Below are 15735 nucleotides of genomic sequence, written 5' to 3'. Positions count from 1 at the left end.
GATAACACTATGCGTAAATTTTTACTCGTGGCGGGTCTTGCTGCTCTTGTATCGGGATGCGGTGAAAAAGGGGATTTTGAGAAAGCGATCAACGCAAAAATATCACAATCAAAGCTGTGCTACTCCCTGCAGGACAACGACATTGTATTTAATAAAGGTTTTCCGATTAAGGTTAACCGTGGCTACCGTTCAGCGGGGTATAGTGCCAGTGATGAAATCCTTAAAGGACTTGTTGAACAAAGGCTGCTCACTGTTTCACAACAGGCAAATGGCTTTAGCAGTGTTGATGTTCTGGAAGTAACTGACAAGGGCCAAGAGGTTGAGTTTTGGAACCGTGAGAATGGTGCCTGCGTCGGTCATCGGGAAGTTACTGAGATAAAGGAATGGACCGAACCGGGAAACGGTAATCAGAAAGTTGTTCGCGTGTCATATACATGGAAGTTGGCGGATGTTCCTGCATGGGTGGACAAAAAAGCGTTCTCCAGCGTCAAGGGTATGAATGAACCTGAAGACGGCATGATTAATCTTGTTAAAACCAGCAATGGCTGGAAAGCGATCTAAGGGGCTATCATGGAAAACAATACCATCAAGTGTCCATTTTGCCTGAAAGAAAGCCAAAGGGGTGTCCATGTCTGCACCGGCTGCATGGCGACGGTTCTGTATGGAACCTACCCCGGCTGGTATGCTTTCGTGGTTATATTATTGACCTTCGGCCTGTCTATACTGATCGGAATGTCTACAGGTATGGCGGGAGCTACTATCAGCCTACCAATCATTGCGGCTGTTGGGTTTGTCGCAGGTAAGGCAATTTTCTCTGATAATGTTGTGTTTAGAAGAAGGATGTAATCAGACTTAATACAGGAAACCATACCATTGACTTATCTAGGTATGGTTTTTTTGTATGTAAAAAGTTGAAACTGATACAACAAACAATTACAGACAGACTGATCTGTGCCATAAGTGGACAATGCTAACATTTGAAATGCTAATCTGTTAGCCTCACTTCATTTGAACATTCAGATACTTTGAATCAAACCAAATCTGAACAACAGATTAGAAAGCTCCCCTACAGGGATATTTAGCTGGCGAGAAATCACCGGTAAGGTTATACCATCATCAGCTAGGGCGTCGAGTAATGAGTCAATGATCATAGATCTTTCTCGCTCCATTACTTGATCCTCTCTCAATCTAAACCCACGTGCAGAAGCTTCTCTTACAAGATTATTATATTGCCAAGTAGTTAATGCTCCCGCTTGCCTCATACGGTAAATAAGAGCAAAGGTAGATACTTTCCAGTTATGACGAAGTTGAAGCACGGCATCTAAAGATGGATTGCGCATTTTTGCAGCTAGAATATTCTCTTTTGGCATTAAAAACGCTGAAGCAAATTCATTAGCCTCAATTTCAATATCCTTGCCTTGAGGTGTTCCATGTTTATGCAGAACCAAATGCCCCAGTTCATGAGCTGCATCAAATCTACTTCGTTCAGCAGTTTTTTGGTTGTTCAGAAATACATATGCCTTTCCTGCTTTCCAAAACGAATAAGCATCAACTTCCGCTGTATTTTCTGATAATGAAAATACTTTAATCCCATTCATTTCTAACAAATGAACCATGTTAAAAATGCTTTTACTGCCAAGTTTCCAGTAATCACGAAGTGCTCGTGCAGCTGATTCAGGTGTTTCGCCTCTTAAATCAATTAGGTTGAGTTCTGGTAATTTAAAATACTGTTCAAAATAGTCACTAACAATCAATCCGAGTTGACCTGCACCAATTGCTGCACCTTCCTGTGCAGATGTCATTTTCTTCAGAGAACGAAAAGATACTGTAGAAGGATCAATTGATTCAATATCTTCACCGAAGAAAAAATCGGCAGGATATTTTAAAACATCTACAAATGAAGCTATAGTTTGCTCAGATGGCTCATATAGGCAATAATCTTTCTCATAATCAACGATCATTCTCAAAGAAAGCCCTGCTTTTTTTGCTAAGGCTGTCATTGTTAATCCTCTTCTTGTCCTTGCAAGTTTAAGGCGCGAAGGGTTAAATTTTGCCATGTGATATCCGAACTACTCGTTTCTAATAACTGTGAACGCAGGGGTTTCGTTAAACTCTTCTTTAAGAGGGATAACTTTATTAACAAACGGAATCGCTTCGAAAATGTATCGTTCCTTCCATGAAGCTATTCGCGTTTTACCAGCAGAATTGCTCATTCCATCGGGAATGGATAATTCATAGCGCACTTCTTTATTACCATAATCGAAAAAGTAAAGGAGAACAAAGTTGATCATCGAATCAACAGGTTCTGATGCGACAATGGGAGAAATCCCTTTTTCAGGATTAAACAATTCAAAGTTTTCACCGACCAGAACTTCAGTAGCAGCCCCTTTAGGGTTTTTGCTCTTGGGATTCCCATCTAAAAGACCAGTGTACTTGTCGCCACTCATAACGAGAATATTTAACCCTTTATCCTTGTTATGAGTCAGGTTTAACCCGCTAACAAATGAAAAGCTCCATTCTTCACTATCAGTAAGCAATTCACGGCGCAAGCCACGAATAACCGCTCCCCAAGCACGAGACCCCGGATCTGTTTTAGCATCTAGATCAGTACTTTGTCTGATCTCCAGAAGACCATCTTCTATAGCTGCTTGAAGTGCATACTCGCTAATCCCATATTTAGAAACATTGGCAATTGCCTCATCACCAAAAACTACCTTACGCTGCATTTGATTGTTCATACGGTTCTCGCATCACTCGTCACTTCCTGATTTTATACCTAAAATTAGGGGGTAAATCAAGAAGTGAACTGATGATTTTTACAGTATCTATGTGTAAAGACTAAGAGCCTATCCTATTAGCCTATTTAATTGGTCATTTTGAAGCGAGGTGGTGCTTAAAATCCTTACGTACTACCTGTACGCTCCGGGATTGAAGCGTTGTTTGTGCTTAAACTGCCTGCAACAATTACGCCTAGCCTAATGGATAGGCTCTTAGTAGGAAACTGTATAAATAATTGACAAAAAGAGATTTTTGGCTTAAATTTATTTAAGAGTGATAGGAGGTTATTATGTTGAGTTTAAAGCCTAAAGAACATGAAATGCTTCTCAAGCGTGGTGAGCACATTGACGAATCGGACCTGATCAAAGCACCTGTTTGTGATGGCACAAGAGAAGAGCGTTTACAGTCTCTTCTAGAGTGGCAACGTCAGGTTGCAAAAACAGTTCTTGGTGAAGAGCAAGAGGCTACCCCTCACCTTTTTTATAAATAATCTATTATACGTTAATTTACTATGCCTGCTATCGTTTATTATCATCCTGATTTTATTAGTGGTAATTATAGAGGAGAGAAATTTTGTGATTTCTCACTCTTGACTAATGATCTTACTTCTAATTGCGAAGCTGGTCTTTTAACACTATTTGTTCTTGATGTAGAAGATGGAAAACTTCTTCGAGGGAAAAATAAGCCGTCTTGGACTGATACTAATGGTGATGAAATATCAATCCTTATAGGATATAAAGCAGGCGGTCATTGGCATTATCATATTGGACCATATGATCCTAACTCAACATCTACCCAAGCCAAGATCCGTGATTTAAATATATCTGGGGCAACATCTGCAGCAGTTATTCATTACAGATGGTATGACCCTACAACTAAGAAAAAGCTAATAATACTATCTTTTGGTCCGAAACACCGTAAATTTCCCAAAACCAGAGAGTTGCCTAATCATTTGACTTCTCGGGGTGGGCTTATCAGCTTTGGTAAACTAATCAAAGCTATAACTGATAAATGATATTATAGTTTCATTCTGTTATAGCTCTACGAATCTCTACTTCGTAATCCCGGTGGCCTGAACTTTGGATAGCTATCCTTTCCCATCTGCTCAAGTGGTACAGACGGGGTGAGATTCTCACTTTGATTGTGTTCTGCCTGATCCTGCTTAAGACGGCTTGGGAAACGTCGAATCTCATCAGGTGTTGGTTTATAGTCATCTTGGTTAAACTTGGCTTTTTTCTCATATTCAGTGCGAGAGATATGACGGCCTAATACCTCGTCAAAGACGTAGTTTTCAGCAATACGTTTATCATGTTCCTCACTGATAATATCAACTTTAATTTTGTCTGTTTTAGCCCATATGAATTTATCCCTGATAAAATCAACTAAGAGGGCAGTGAAGCGTTTAAAAATATTATCCTGACGTGGAGTAGTCTTATGCTTTCTTGCACGGTCAGGGGCGCTTCTGGATGCCCTGTTTGGGTTTTGAGAGGTGGATGTTTTCAGAATAGTATTTGTACCAGAATCAGAAATACTGATTGATGGCGGAATACCAGCAACAACCTTACTGACTTTTGTTTTATCACGGTAAGATTTGACTCCACGCATACGAGTATGAGGAGCTGGTGCTACCAGTAAAGGTCTATGTTTTTCTGACGAAATCTCGGAGAGATTACGTTTTTCTTGGTTTTGTTCTTCATTGGTAGAAGAGCTGGATCGCGTTTCTGGTAAAACAATTTCTTCTGGTTCAGCAAGATGTGTAATCGTAAAGCTTCTGACATCAACGACGATTTCAAGATCAAGTTCGCTGAATGTTTTGTAGACTTCAACTGCTTCCTGCTTCGCTACATCACGAACAGCCTGTTCTGCGGCTCTTTGCTCCTGAGCAGCCTTACTACGCCATTTGGCACTGTGGATACGTTTCATCGCAGGGCGATTTGTTTCAGCGGCTTTGGCAAGCCATAGTGCTTTTTCTTCATTATCCAGAGCAGCCGCCGCTTTTTCTAATGCCTCTTCGTGCTGGGCTTGAAGGGAACGATGATCAATACGTTCTGGCGAACCAGCAGCAGCGAGGTAGCTGTTCGCCATAGATGCCCATGATTCACGCCACAACACAGACATTTTTCTGTCATTCCAGCTTCTTTCTTTTTTACCAAAACCTTCCGGGCCTATGGTTTTTAAGGTTAACATAACGTGAGCATGAGGGTTATCACTATCAAGATCATGGAAAGCGATGTCAGCAATCATGCCTTTATCAACGAAATTTTTCTGACAATACTCAAGGACAAGTCTTTTCTTGTCGTCATTGTTTAACTCGGCAGGAATAGCAACATCGAAATAACGGGATGTTTGACCATTGTTCTGGCGCTCAACTCTTTCAACTTCATTCCACAATGCTGTAGAGTCTTTTACGATGTGTTCTGGTGCATTAGCTGGAGCTAATATGAAGTGCCCATATAAATCAGTACGGCGACTGTAATCATACGTATCACCTGTTCTTTCATCTGTTATACGTGTACGAGCATGATAGGCAGCCTTCGCAACGGAAGACCTGCCTTCTGAACGTTTCACAATTTTAAAATCAAGATGAAAAATAGCCATACAATGAAAACAACCTCAATATAAATATCAAACCAAAATATAAATCTCCAATGCGACTATGCTGGTTTTAGTTTTTCGCAAGAAAAACTCTGGTGTTGACGTTGACCTTGTTTCCGAAGGAAACGGTGTTAGCCTGCGGCAGGCAACCGTCGGTAGACCCCACACACTGCGTAGCAGTGTATAGGTGGGCATTGCTTTATTTTTATATCTCCTAAAGGAGCTAAAAATAACGACAATGTTTAAAGTTTTTCTATACTTAAATAATAACTCTAGTTTTACTGTCTGTGAAATTTACAAGGCTAGAATCGGATGAACGGCTGAGGTATTACACGAATATTAATGATTATGGTTTTAGAGAGCGCCCGTAAGGGCAAAAGTAGTTTAATTAGTCTCCCGCCGTAGGCGGGAACGTGAATTTTATTAAAATTGAGTTGAAAATCTTTAGTTGATAACTGAAATTCCTAAAATAACAGACTCTTTTATGTGCTGCACAAATCACAGCTTAGTTATGAGAAATAGAATGGATATTAACAGGTTAAATGAAAAGCACTAATATGTAAAAATAAGTAACGCGGAGAGGTCTGGTTTTGAAAGCTAGGTGGATTTTACATATCATGTTTTTAAATTTCATTATTTCCAATATTCCATCACTTTTAGTTTAAGTGGTCTAACCTGTTTTATGTGAGTGAGCGCTAGCAAGGTATGAGAATAAAACCCATGATTGGAACAAACCATCATTAATAGGGCAAGCCCTATTCAGCATAGTGATTGTTTATGACAATCACGAAGTGCTGTTTTTGACAAAAGCAAATAAATATAAGAAGAGTATTATCTATTTAGCTGAGGGTGGATAAGATGAGTGAATATAATTCAAATAATAATGAGAAGAAAAACAAAAAACAACTTGAACATATTAATCTATGCATTACACGAGATTTTTATTTTTATGGTAAGTTTTACGATGAGCTAAAAGGTATCATCAAATCATATAATGATGAGATAATGGAAATCAAAAGCGATATAGGCGAAAAAATATCTTTAAGTCTTTTGTGTGATCATGGTGATAAAATTAATAGCGAAATAAAAGAGGTGATGGATGATGCTGATATATCATTTAAAACTGTGACTGAACGTTTCAGAGAGAGTGTTTTGGAAAAAATGATTAATTGGCTAGATAGTGGGAGGATTGTGCATTCTGACGTTCCGATGATTATTACAATTTTTCAACAGGAAGTTTATGGGTTCAATTTTAGAAAATTAAAAATAAGATCATATATAAATGACGGGTTAATTAAGAAGTTCGGTAAAAGTATTGATCATGGGATGGTTAAATGGTAGAAGGCTCAGGCTGCGAAAAAGAGAATATGATTGGCTATAGCTCAATACATAATAATTTGAAAGCTATGTGTGGAAAATATTTTATTGATTATTATTTGACAAATAAAAAATGTCGATGTAAATAAAATGAAGATACAAAAAAAGCCAACTTCATAAAGTTGACTTTTTAAGGACTAAAAAAGTTTTGCCGACTTTTGAAGTCTTGTAATCAGTTCAACGACAACGTGATTACAAATATAATAAAGTATTAAATAATCTTTTCATATTTGTCAAATCTAAATCGAAACTTTTTACAAGCCTGTCAAATACCATTTCCAAAAACATTTTAGTTCTCGAAAGCAATAACGTTAAACCTGATTGTACGGGTCTGAGAAGGTAGGAGCGACAGTGTTTGATTCATTCTCAAGGTTATTGTTGATGCCAAAGCGGGGAGTCTGCGTAACATCAACTTGAAGCGCACATCTAAGGCTTTTAGAAACAGCAGTATAATTTCTTTAGTAAAACGAGAAATGTTTTTAAAGTTATGATGTTGTCTATGGAAGTGCAGAAGGGTGTCGCAATATGGAAACGTATTGTAGCTCTAAGCCATAGCATGAGAAGCGCCTTTTCCTATTACGTATTATAAAAAAAATTAAACCAGTTTCAACAATCAGTTTTAATACTGGTATGTTTTGATTTTTGTTTTTTATATGCGGATTAGGAGAGGCGAAGCTCTAAGCAAAACCAAGTTTTCCTGACGGAAAACTACTACGACTGAAAGTCGCTATCTAAAACCCCAGATCCTAAATTAATTAAATTAAAGTACTACTAGTACGAATTTTTTGAAATAAAATAAAAAAGTTAAATTTCAGAGAATAAATAAGTAAGGTGCCATTTTATAAAGGCACTAACGACAAATAATTAGAATTATAAGATAAATAAATTACATAGATTAATTTGAGTTTCTTTTGTTTTAGTTGTATTAATTAGTAAATTATGAAAAATAAGGAGAATATAGTGATTAATAAAATACAAGCGGCTGAAAATGTAACTGATAACACTTCAAAAAAATTAAAAAAAGAAAAGCAACATAGTGCTGGAAGGTTGCAGCGAGTGTCATTAACGGAAAAGCGATTTCTTGATGACGCTGTTCATGCAGCGGCTAGAGTTAAAGGGAAAAAATTAACAGCAGAGGAGCGAAGGAAAGTATTATGTGTTGCAAGAGAACAAATACGTTCTCAACGTAAGGCTGAGCAGATTAAAAATGAAAGAAATAAAGAAAGGTTTGAAGCAGAGTTTGAATGGAAAAAACCAGTGTCATTTCGTCGTTAAAGCATCCATTCATTAATGATGATATTATTATTTTTTATAAGAGGGAATACATGGGGAAATTGAAAACAAAAAATCTTAAGGAAAGTGAGTTTATAAGATATATAGAAACTCATCCAGTTTTTTCAGAGTCTTTATGTAAGAAGCATGGGGTTTCTGTTGTATCACTAGGTTATTCCCTTTATGTCCATAGTAATCATTTTTTTCTGGAGAATGGTTATGTGTCAGATGATATTCATTATGACATGGTTAAAAATAACTTAATCATCATGAAACCAACTCTTAAACGATTTTATAAAAGAACAAGGCAGGTAGATTATAATGATTATACTTTCATATCGGGGATTAAAGAGCATCAAGACTATTGTATGTTATTAACGCTTTGTTGCTATCATTGGATTGCCGATGTGTTCACTGTCTATAATCATAATAAAGGGAGTGATATAGTCGTTGACGTTGCCAATGAGCTTTTACAAAGAAGCATTGACTACTTTTCAATTGAACATCAAAACGTAGTTGAATGTTTTAATGAGTTAAAACATAAGTTCCCACATTATAGAAAGCGATAAGAATAATTACTTGAATGTCGGATCTTTTGTAAAAGTCGATTTGACGATAAAGTTCTATTGTTGTATATGATCCATATATAACCGATAAGAGGAACGATTATGGATGACATATCAGAAAAGCAAAAAAACAGAACTAAGCCACGTATTAAAAAGACATTAGAACAGCAGTTGGCTTCAGCTCAGATGCGTTTGAATCGCTTACAACATAAATCCAAGCAAGAAACTAAACAGATTGAAACTCGTCAGAAGATCATTCTAGGTGCAGAAGTTGCTAAAGCATTAGATTGTGATGTTTTCACGGTTGATAAGGAACTAGTTTTAGGAATGCTGTTGGAGATCCCAAATCTACATCCTGACGATAAGGTGAGATTTAGAAAAAATGGACTGTTATTTCTGGCTAGCATTAAAGGTAGGAAAACTTAATATAATCTTCAATTTTTAATTTGACATACAAACAATAATATTTTAATTAACATCATATGTTGATTTCTAAATTAACACATTCAATCCTTATATAATAAAATACATTTTTTCACGTCCTGACAACAAGCCGCCCTATTTAACCCTTATAGGGCGGTTGTTGTTTTTTTAATTTCTTAATTAACTGCATATTTCTTAAAAAAGATTTGACAAACAATCTTATTTATTATATTTTTTAAGTACTACTACAGATGAATAACTCCATATTCAATCTTGTAAATCTGCGGTGGTTTTAATAAAGTCAGGAAGTTATCTTCCAGTTAAAGGGTTGGGTTTATCCCAGCCCTTTTTCTTTTAAAATAATCATCAATTATCTAAGTATCCATTAAATTGAAAGTATTATTTATCATCCAATAGAAAAAATCTTGTTTTTCCTCTGTGTTTTTTTGTGCTTTAAAGGTCGTCCGTTTATCGGTTAAATTGCGATAAAGATTTTATTTGGTATTGTTTTATATTATGTTTCCGCTATCTATTTTATATCTTTCCAGTTAACCAAGGAGATATAAAGGAAATGAAAAAAACAGTATTAATTAAAAACAAAAAAAGTAAAAAAGGTTTCTCTCTTTTAGAACTATTACTTGTTTTGGGTATTATAGCAGCCTTAGTTGTAGCCGCTTTTATAGTATATCCTAAAGTACAGGCATCACAGAGAGCACAGGCTGAAAGTAATAACATCGCAACGATACAGGCTGGTGTGAAAGCACTCTTCACTTCTGCCTCCAGTTTTACTGGATTAACTAACTCTGTTGCTGTTCGGGCGAAGATATTCCCGGATAATATGTTAAGTGGTTCTGGTTCAGCCGCTAAGCCCATCAATGCTTTCAAAGGAAATGTTACATTGGCTGCGGATAAAACTGGTCCGTCAGGGGCGGATGGTTCTTCATTTACCATCACTTATGAAAATGTTCCGGCATCTGAATGCACGAAGATCATCACGGCAGCAGCAGGAAACTTCTATACTGCAGGTGTTGGCACAGCAGGTAATGTTAAAGCTGCAGGTGGAGTTTTAAATGTGGCGTCTACTGCTACAGAGTGTGATAAAGGTGGAAACAGTAATAAGTTGATTTTCACGTCCATATAAATTGTTTTTCTCTCTCGTGTAATAATCTCACCATCACAGTGAGATTATTATTTTAATAATAAGTATCATTTTCTTAGAATACATCCAGTAGCCCGTCCGTCTAATTTTCATACATGCTTTCTATATTTGTGTTTTTGCGGCCTTGATTTATTTTACACCTCTGTTAATTGTAGAGTTATATATTTTATTATGTGAGGTGGGAAATGAAAATGTTTGGTATAAAAAAGGGATTTTCACTATTGGAGCTGATCCTTGCTCTAGGCATCGGCAGTGCAATAGCTTTAATAAAATTCCAAGATATGAAAGTTGAACAAGAGGATTTAGTTGCTAAAACAGCAGGGGAACAAATTAAACAATTAGGTGAGGCAGTTAATGGTTATATCAGTATGAGATATGATAAGTTATCTACACTGACATCAAGCAGTAATCAAAGTAGCGATCCGGGACCAAGAACCTGTAATTCTACAGGCTGTGAAATTGATTACCATACTCTTGTTAATGAGGGGTTACTACCTGCATCATATAACGGGAATAACATATATAAGTCTCCCTATAAAATTATACTTAAACGTGAAGGAACCGCACCTAACTATGTTATTAACGGTTTGATTACAACATCATCAGCATGGATCGAAGGCGGACACATCCGTTATGATCTTCTTGGTAAAGCAATGCAAGTTGCTGGTGTTGACAGTGGTATGACAAAGGATGCGACCTCTGTTGCTGGATTCCAAAGCCAGTGGAAGGAACAAAACACCGCATTCAACAATATTACAAGAGATGGATTACTTGCCTTCAGAGTCGGGTATAACAGCTCGTTATATGCTATCTATCTTCGTCGTGATGGAACACTACCTATGACCGGCAACCTGAATATGGGTGGTAATAGCATCACTAATGTAAAAGACATTACAGCGGCAGGGGCAGGGAGTTTTGGTGGTAATATTACATCGAATGGAAATATAAATGCAGCACATGAAGTTATCGCACATAATGGATATGGGGATACAATTACATTAGGGGGTGATGCATCAGGGGAGGATTATGAAATAAGATTAAGTAATGGGGTAAGGCCATTAAGCATTTATTCTCCTAATGCTGCGAATTATACAACAGTATTACAAGTGTGGAAAAACGCAAAAATACAGCAACGCCTTGCGACTAATGGTCTTGATCCTAATGAATTGCCTTCAGGCTGGAGTGGTGGTCTAAGAACTAATGATGTTTATGCTGCCGGAACAGTTGGTGCAGGCTCTGGAGGTGCTGTTAATGCTTATTTAAATAGTAGTGGTAATATTTATGCATCAAATGACATTAATGTAGGGCATCAGGTCAATACTCAATATGTCTGGGCATCAGGAAACTTAAACTCAAACTATGTTCATTCTAATGGAAATATTGATGCTGATGGTAGACTTAATGCCGGGGAGTTTTTATACATAAATGGAAAAGCAAATGTAGGGTCGGGTTGCTCTCCAAATGGTTTACAGGCAACTGCATCAAATGGATTACTATTATCATGTGTTAGTGGTAAATGGGTTAAAGCCTCTGGAACTTCAGGATTTTTTACAAAAAACCAAGGTTCTTGCTTGGTTAATAACCCGGAAACAAATGCCTGCTCATGTCAGTCAGGAACTATAGCGAAAGAATTGTTTTATACAACATCAACTGAACAGTTAGGTGGTGGTAGTCATGGTGGCGGCACAACAGTGGTTAAAGATAGAATATTATATCAATGTAGATAAGGATGATTGTCTTATTATACTTGATTTTATCATAATTTATGCAAGATAAATTTGATTTCCATCGGGATGTAATTATATATTTAATGCATCCCGATTTTCTAACAGTTTTTTATGTTTTACATTTCAGGGGAACTTAAACCAAAAAATAACAGGAGTGATTTATGAATAAGAGAATATTAGTATTGTCAGCTTTATTTTGTTTTTCAACTATGTCCCATGCTAGTGAACCAAAGTATGCTTTTCCACAGTCAGATAAACAGGTAGTTTCAAAGATTAAAATAAAAAATGCACCGTTAAATCATGATAAATATGGTCATGGTGAGGTTCTTGCTAATGGGGAGTGGGTTAAAGGAAATTCTGGTAGTCAAAATAAAAATTGATAGACTTACTTATTTTTAATAAATAGTTCGATGGGGATATAGGTAAAGCGAGATGATTAGATAAAACTTAAATAGTAACTTGACTTAAGAATAAAGAGTGCTATATCTATTTATAGCTAACATGTTTTTATTTTGGCTGCCAGATGTTTTAATTTTTCTCTCTCATTGATGTTAGGTTGTTATATACCTTGTCCTGATATTCTAAAATATAACTATCCTTTTGTATGATATTACAAGGCGTCAGAGACTTGATTTGATCCTCCAGACAGACTGTTGTGGAGGATTAAATTTATTCAGGGTGAGTAACTATGATGATATTTTATTTAAATGGATAAATATATTTGATAATCAATGTTTAATATTATATCCAGTAAAATATACTTTCGAATATTTACTTCATAAATTGTCTGATATGCTTCATATATGGGATATGTACCCTACCCAATGTGTAGTTCCCTTGACGGTAAAAGAAAGGGCCAAAAGGCCCTTTTCTCTTTTATTTGCCACTTAAAACTTCATTTATATTTGTAGCACGCATATATCTCGCAGGATTACTCATCTGATCTTTGAGCGAGCTAAAATGAGCATTACCGCAAGTAATTTTCGCATCTTCTTCATTACCAAGACCAATGTGTTTGTTTTTTGTCTCTACAACAAAGTAAATATGTTCTTCACCATTGTCTTCTATAACTAAGGCCCAGTCAGGATTGTAGGTTCCCAGTGGCGTCGGGATTTTAAACCAACCGGGAAGCTTCACATAAAGCTTCACCTCATCCTGTTCTTCGAGTTCCTGAGCGAAATGGCTTTCGACTTCAGAATCTTTAGGAACGTATTCATAAACTGATTTAGACGAGGTTTCAAAAAGATTACGGGCATATCCTGTTAGCTCTTTATCCATAAAGAGACTTTGCGCATACACCTCTCCTTTTAGTGGATAATATTTAATACCATCAACAATTGACAGGCGTTTGCAGTAGTTGATTCGGCCTATAGCTTCACTGATAAACTGCTGTGGATTTTTAGCAAAATCAGCGAGTCTTCCACTCTCTTTCAGGATGGTGCTTAAACTGCGTCTTGTCAGTCCGGTTTTTTCCTGTAGAACACCAAGAATATCTGGCAATGGCTGCTCTGCAACATCAATTACAGTGCTTGTTGTCCCATTAGACAGAGCTTTAACATCAAGGCCAGATTGACTTTGTTTGATTGTTGCTTTGCTGAAACTGACCATTGCTTTTGCTACAGGCTGCATTTCAGAAAGTGATTTCGTACAGGATTTAATCAATTCTTCTTCATCAAATGCCAGTCGGTACAGCGTTTTTTGACAAATGCGCTGCCATAACGCTTCGAATTCAGGGCTGTTTAAGACTTCTTTCCGGTATTTGATTGTTTTACGCTCATCAGCATTGTTTATATTGAGTCGCCCTGCTGATTTACGCAGGATAGTTTCAATTTGTTCCTGTAGTGACGCATACTTCTCACTAACAACAAAAGTGTCTTCGAATAACACGTTTTTCAGGGCTTTTGTGATTTTCCCCGATTTTTCCAGATATCCTTCGGTCTGTAGTTCAGCCCAAATCTCATGTGAACCGGCAATACCCACAGCTTGTGAGGAATCAGAGAAGATCAGATGGGCAAACGCATCTTTTTCGATGATACCAAAACGGATGCCTGTTTCGTTCTCAATTTCGCTCTGTAGTCGTTCGGCATAGGCTTCATAATTTTCACTGGCAACGACAGTCAGAATGTTAATGCTGTCATCACGAACACGTTCCCCCTCTTGGTTAACGCACAGGCGAAGACCACGGCCTAATGTTTGACGACGTTCTCGTTCACTTCCCATCTCTCGAAGGCTACAGATCTGGAATACATTGGGGTTATCCCAGCCTTCTTTCAAAGCAGAGTGTGAAAAAATAAACCTCACCGGATTCGAGAAACTTAAAAGCTTCTCTTTATTCTTCATAATGAGATTATAACCACGCTCAGCATTTTCGCGGCCTGCATTATTACTTTCACTTGTCTCAGCCCATCCGCCTTTTTTATCAATAGAGAAATAACCATCATGAACATCTTTAGCATGTTCTGGATGAGAAGGGAGCAAATCTTTATATGCTGGGCTTTTGATCGCTTTGAGATATTCTTCTTCAAATATACGAGCATATTCACCCGGTTCACGAAGCCCTTCTTCGTTATTCTGGCGATAGAAATCAACCTTATCAATGAAAAATAGGGTAAGAACCTTGATTTGCTGAGGATTAAGGCGAAGCTCTTTATCCAGATGTTCACGGATTGTACGTCTAATCATATGCCGCTGGATAAGCATAGGGTCAATATCACCCACGACATCACCGACTTTCATATAGTAGGTATCAGAAGGTGTTTCCAGTGTAAGATAACCCTCTTTGCCTGTTCTGATCTCGCTTATCCGGTAACCCTGATAAATATCACGCCCCGTTTCGTCATCAAGTGTCATACCGTCATGCACGGTAATTTCAGAACGATTTACGCCCGCCCCCTTTTTTATCGGCTATATCAACAATAACAGTCGCGCTAATGCTATTCTTCTTATTGTTAATACTGACCAGTTTTACATAGGGGCTATTACTTGCATTCTGGACTTCAAGCCCGGCAACCTCGATCTGTTTGACCAGTTTTTTGTAAGCATCAATGGCATCAAGGCGGTACACCATATGATGTTTATGAATATGTTGCTGAATAGCGTAAGGTGAACATGGGGTGCATAGCATCAAGTGCGGTTTTACCCGCACCGTTCAAGCCACCATCAACACTTTGCGGTTCATCGACAATAATAATTGGACGTGTAGCACGGATTAAATCAATGGGCTTATCCAGATCGTCCACGGTTGTTTTTTCACTGGACTGATAGAGCTTGTTAACATCTTTTTTGTTAATCGCACCCACCGTCATTACCATGATCTGCATAACAGAACTGGTTGCAAAATTTCGAACATCCGCAGGTTTTGCCGAATCATAAAGATAGTATTCGTATGGGATACCCGCATACAGGCTTTTGAAATGCTCTTCCGTGATCTGTAGTGTTTTATAAACGCCTTCCTTGATAGCAACTGAAGGAACCACAATAATAAATTTACTCATGCCATAGCGTTTATTCAGCTCCAGCATGGTGCGAAGATAAACATACGTTTTACCTGTCCCTGTTTCCATTTCGACAGTAAAATCATGGCTGTCGAGCACAGGTGAGGGAGGAAGCTGATTTTTCAACTGAACATTGTTCAGATTTTTAAGCAGTACATCATCTTCGGGTATTTGTGGGTTAACAGGCATTGAACCCGTAGAACCTTCAAATGAGAGAGCACCCTGAGCTGGGGCCAGCACAGTCATTTCGCTTTCCCATTTCTCTTGCCCTTCAAACAAATCACAGACCGAAGTTATGGCGTTTTGCTGATAGGTAAGGTCAGATTCAAAATGTAGTTTCATCT

14 protein-coding genes and 1 pseudogene are annotated in these 15735 nt (G+C 37.5%); 11 read left to right on the top strand and 4 right to left on the bottom strand.

Annotated elements, in window-relative coordinates; genetic code table 11:
- The first annotated feature begins 9 nt into the window (after positions 1 to 9).
- Both GPJ68_RS14670 and GPJ68_RS14665 read left to right on the top strand, forming a co-directional pair.
- Entirely contained in the window at positions 10 to 561 is a 552-nt protein-coding gene (locus GPJ68_RS14670; RefSeq protein ID WP_049122906.1) for a lipoprotein, read from the top strand.
- Positions 562 to 570: 9 nt separating this feature from the next.
- The gene (locus GPJ68_RS14665) at positions 571 to 846 is read left to right on the top strand and encodes a hypothetical protein (protein ID WP_000430099.1); all 276 of its coding nucleotides are present in this window, start codon (positions 571 to 573) and stop codon (positions 844 to 846) included.
- Between the two features lie 170 nt (positions 847 to 1016).
- Here GPJ68_RS14665 and GPJ68_RS14660 read toward each other — a convergent pair whose 3' ends face one another.
- A complete protein-coding gene (locus GPJ68_RS14660) occupies positions 1017 to 2057 on the bottom strand; it encodes an ImmA/IrrE family metallo-endopeptidase (RefSeq protein WP_063930100.1) in 1041 nt (346 codons plus the stop codon).
- Between the two features lie 12 nt (positions 2058 to 2069).
- Positions 2070 to 2738, bottom strand: coding sequence for a hypothetical protein (locus tag GPJ68_RS14655; RefSeq protein ID WP_016240049.1), 669 nt, complete (start codon positions 2736 to 2738; stop codon positions 2070 to 2072).
- A 329-nt stretch (positions 2739 to 3067) separates the two neighbouring features.
- Between GPJ68_RS14655 and GPJ68_RS14650 the strand changes: the two genes are divergently transcribed.
- Positions 3068 to 3268: a hypothetical protein gene (locus GPJ68_RS14650; RefSeq protein ID WP_016240050.1), complete on the top strand. Its 201-nt coding sequence runs from the start codon at positions 3068 to 3070 to the stop codon at positions 3266 to 3268.
- A gap of 21 nt (positions 3269 to 3289) precedes the next feature.
- Complete coding sequence (locus tag GPJ68_RS14645; protein WP_016240051.1) at positions 3290 to 3793, top strand: hypothetical protein; 504 nt, start codon at positions 3290 to 3292, stop codon at positions 3791 to 3793.
- A 26-nt stretch (positions 3794 to 3819) separates the two neighbouring features.
- Here GPJ68_RS14645 and mobQ read toward each other — a convergent pair whose 3' ends face one another.
- Positions 3820 to 5376 (bottom strand): MobQ family relaxase, encoded by a 1557-nt coding sequence (mobQ, locus tag GPJ68_RS14640; protein WP_180836781.1) that lies wholly within the window; start codon positions 5374 to 5376, stop codon positions 3820 to 3822.
- 855 nt (positions 5377 to 6231) lie between these two features.
- Here mobQ and GPJ68_RS14635 point away from each other — a divergent pair.
- The 7 genes from GPJ68_RS14635 (at position 6232) to GPJ68_RS14605 (ending at position 12277) form a co-directional block, all read left to right on the top strand.
- Entirely contained in the window at positions 6232 to 6714 is a 483-nt protein-coding gene (locus GPJ68_RS14635; protein ID WP_004151478.1) for a hypothetical protein, read from the top strand.
- Positions 6715 to 7710: 996 nt separating this feature from the next.
- Positions 7711 to 8025 carry a hypothetical protein gene (locus GPJ68_RS14630; protein ID WP_074172242.1) on the top strand — a complete coding sequence of 105 codons (315 nt, stop codon included), beginning with the start codon at positions 7711 to 7713 and terminating at the stop codon, positions 8023 to 8025.
- The gene (locus tag GPJ68_RS14625) at positions 7995 to 8591 is read left to right on the top strand and encodes a hypothetical protein (protein WP_004151477.1); all 597 of its coding nucleotides are present in this window, start codon (positions 7995 to 7997) and stop codon (positions 8589 to 8591) included. Before GPJ68_RS14630 ends, GPJ68_RS14625 begins: the two co-directional genes overlap by 31 nt.
- Positions 8592 to 8690: 99 nt before the next feature.
- Positions 8691 to 9014 carry a conjugal transfer protein TraD gene (locus GPJ68_RS14620; protein WP_063924608.1) on the top strand — a complete coding sequence of 108 codons (324 nt, stop codon included), beginning with the start codon at positions 8691 to 8693 and terminating at the stop codon, positions 9012 to 9014.
- A 568-nt stretch (positions 9015 to 9582) separates the two neighbouring features.
- Positions 9583 to 10152 (top strand): type 4 pilus major pilin, encoded by a 570-nt coding sequence (locus GPJ68_RS14615; protein WP_180836779.1) that lies wholly within the window; start codon positions 9583 to 9585, stop codon positions 10150 to 10152.
- Between the two features lie 203 nt (positions 10153 to 10355).
- Positions 10356 to 11897 (top strand): prepilin-type N-terminal cleavage/methylation domain-containing protein, encoded by a 1542-nt coding sequence (locus tag GPJ68_RS14610; protein WP_075808396.1) that lies wholly within the window; start codon positions 10356 to 10358, stop codon positions 11895 to 11897.
- Between the two features lie 161 nt (positions 11898 to 12058).
- The gene (locus GPJ68_RS14605) at positions 12059 to 12277 is read left to right on the top strand and encodes a hypothetical protein (RefSeq protein ID WP_048240822.1); all 219 of its coding nucleotides are present in this window, start codon (positions 12059 to 12061) and stop codon (positions 12275 to 12277) included.
- A gap of 496 nt (positions 12278 to 12773) precedes the next feature.
- On the opposite strand, the pseudogene GPJ68_RS14600 reads toward GPJ68_RS14605, so the two are convergent.
- A pseudogene (locus GPJ68_RS14600) lies at positions 12774 to 15733 on the bottom strand (type III restriction-modification system endonuclease).
- Between the last annotated feature and the right edge of the window lie 2 nt (positions 15734 to 15735).

Source organism: Citrobacter sp. 172116965, from assembly GCF_013458095.1.
Classification (GTDB): Bacteria; Pseudomonadota; Gammaproteobacteria; order Enterobacterales; family Enterobacteriaceae; genus Citrobacter; species Citrobacter braakii.
The sequence above is the reverse complement of the archived record's forward strand: the minus strand, read 5'-3'. Positions and strand labels throughout refer to the sequence as shown.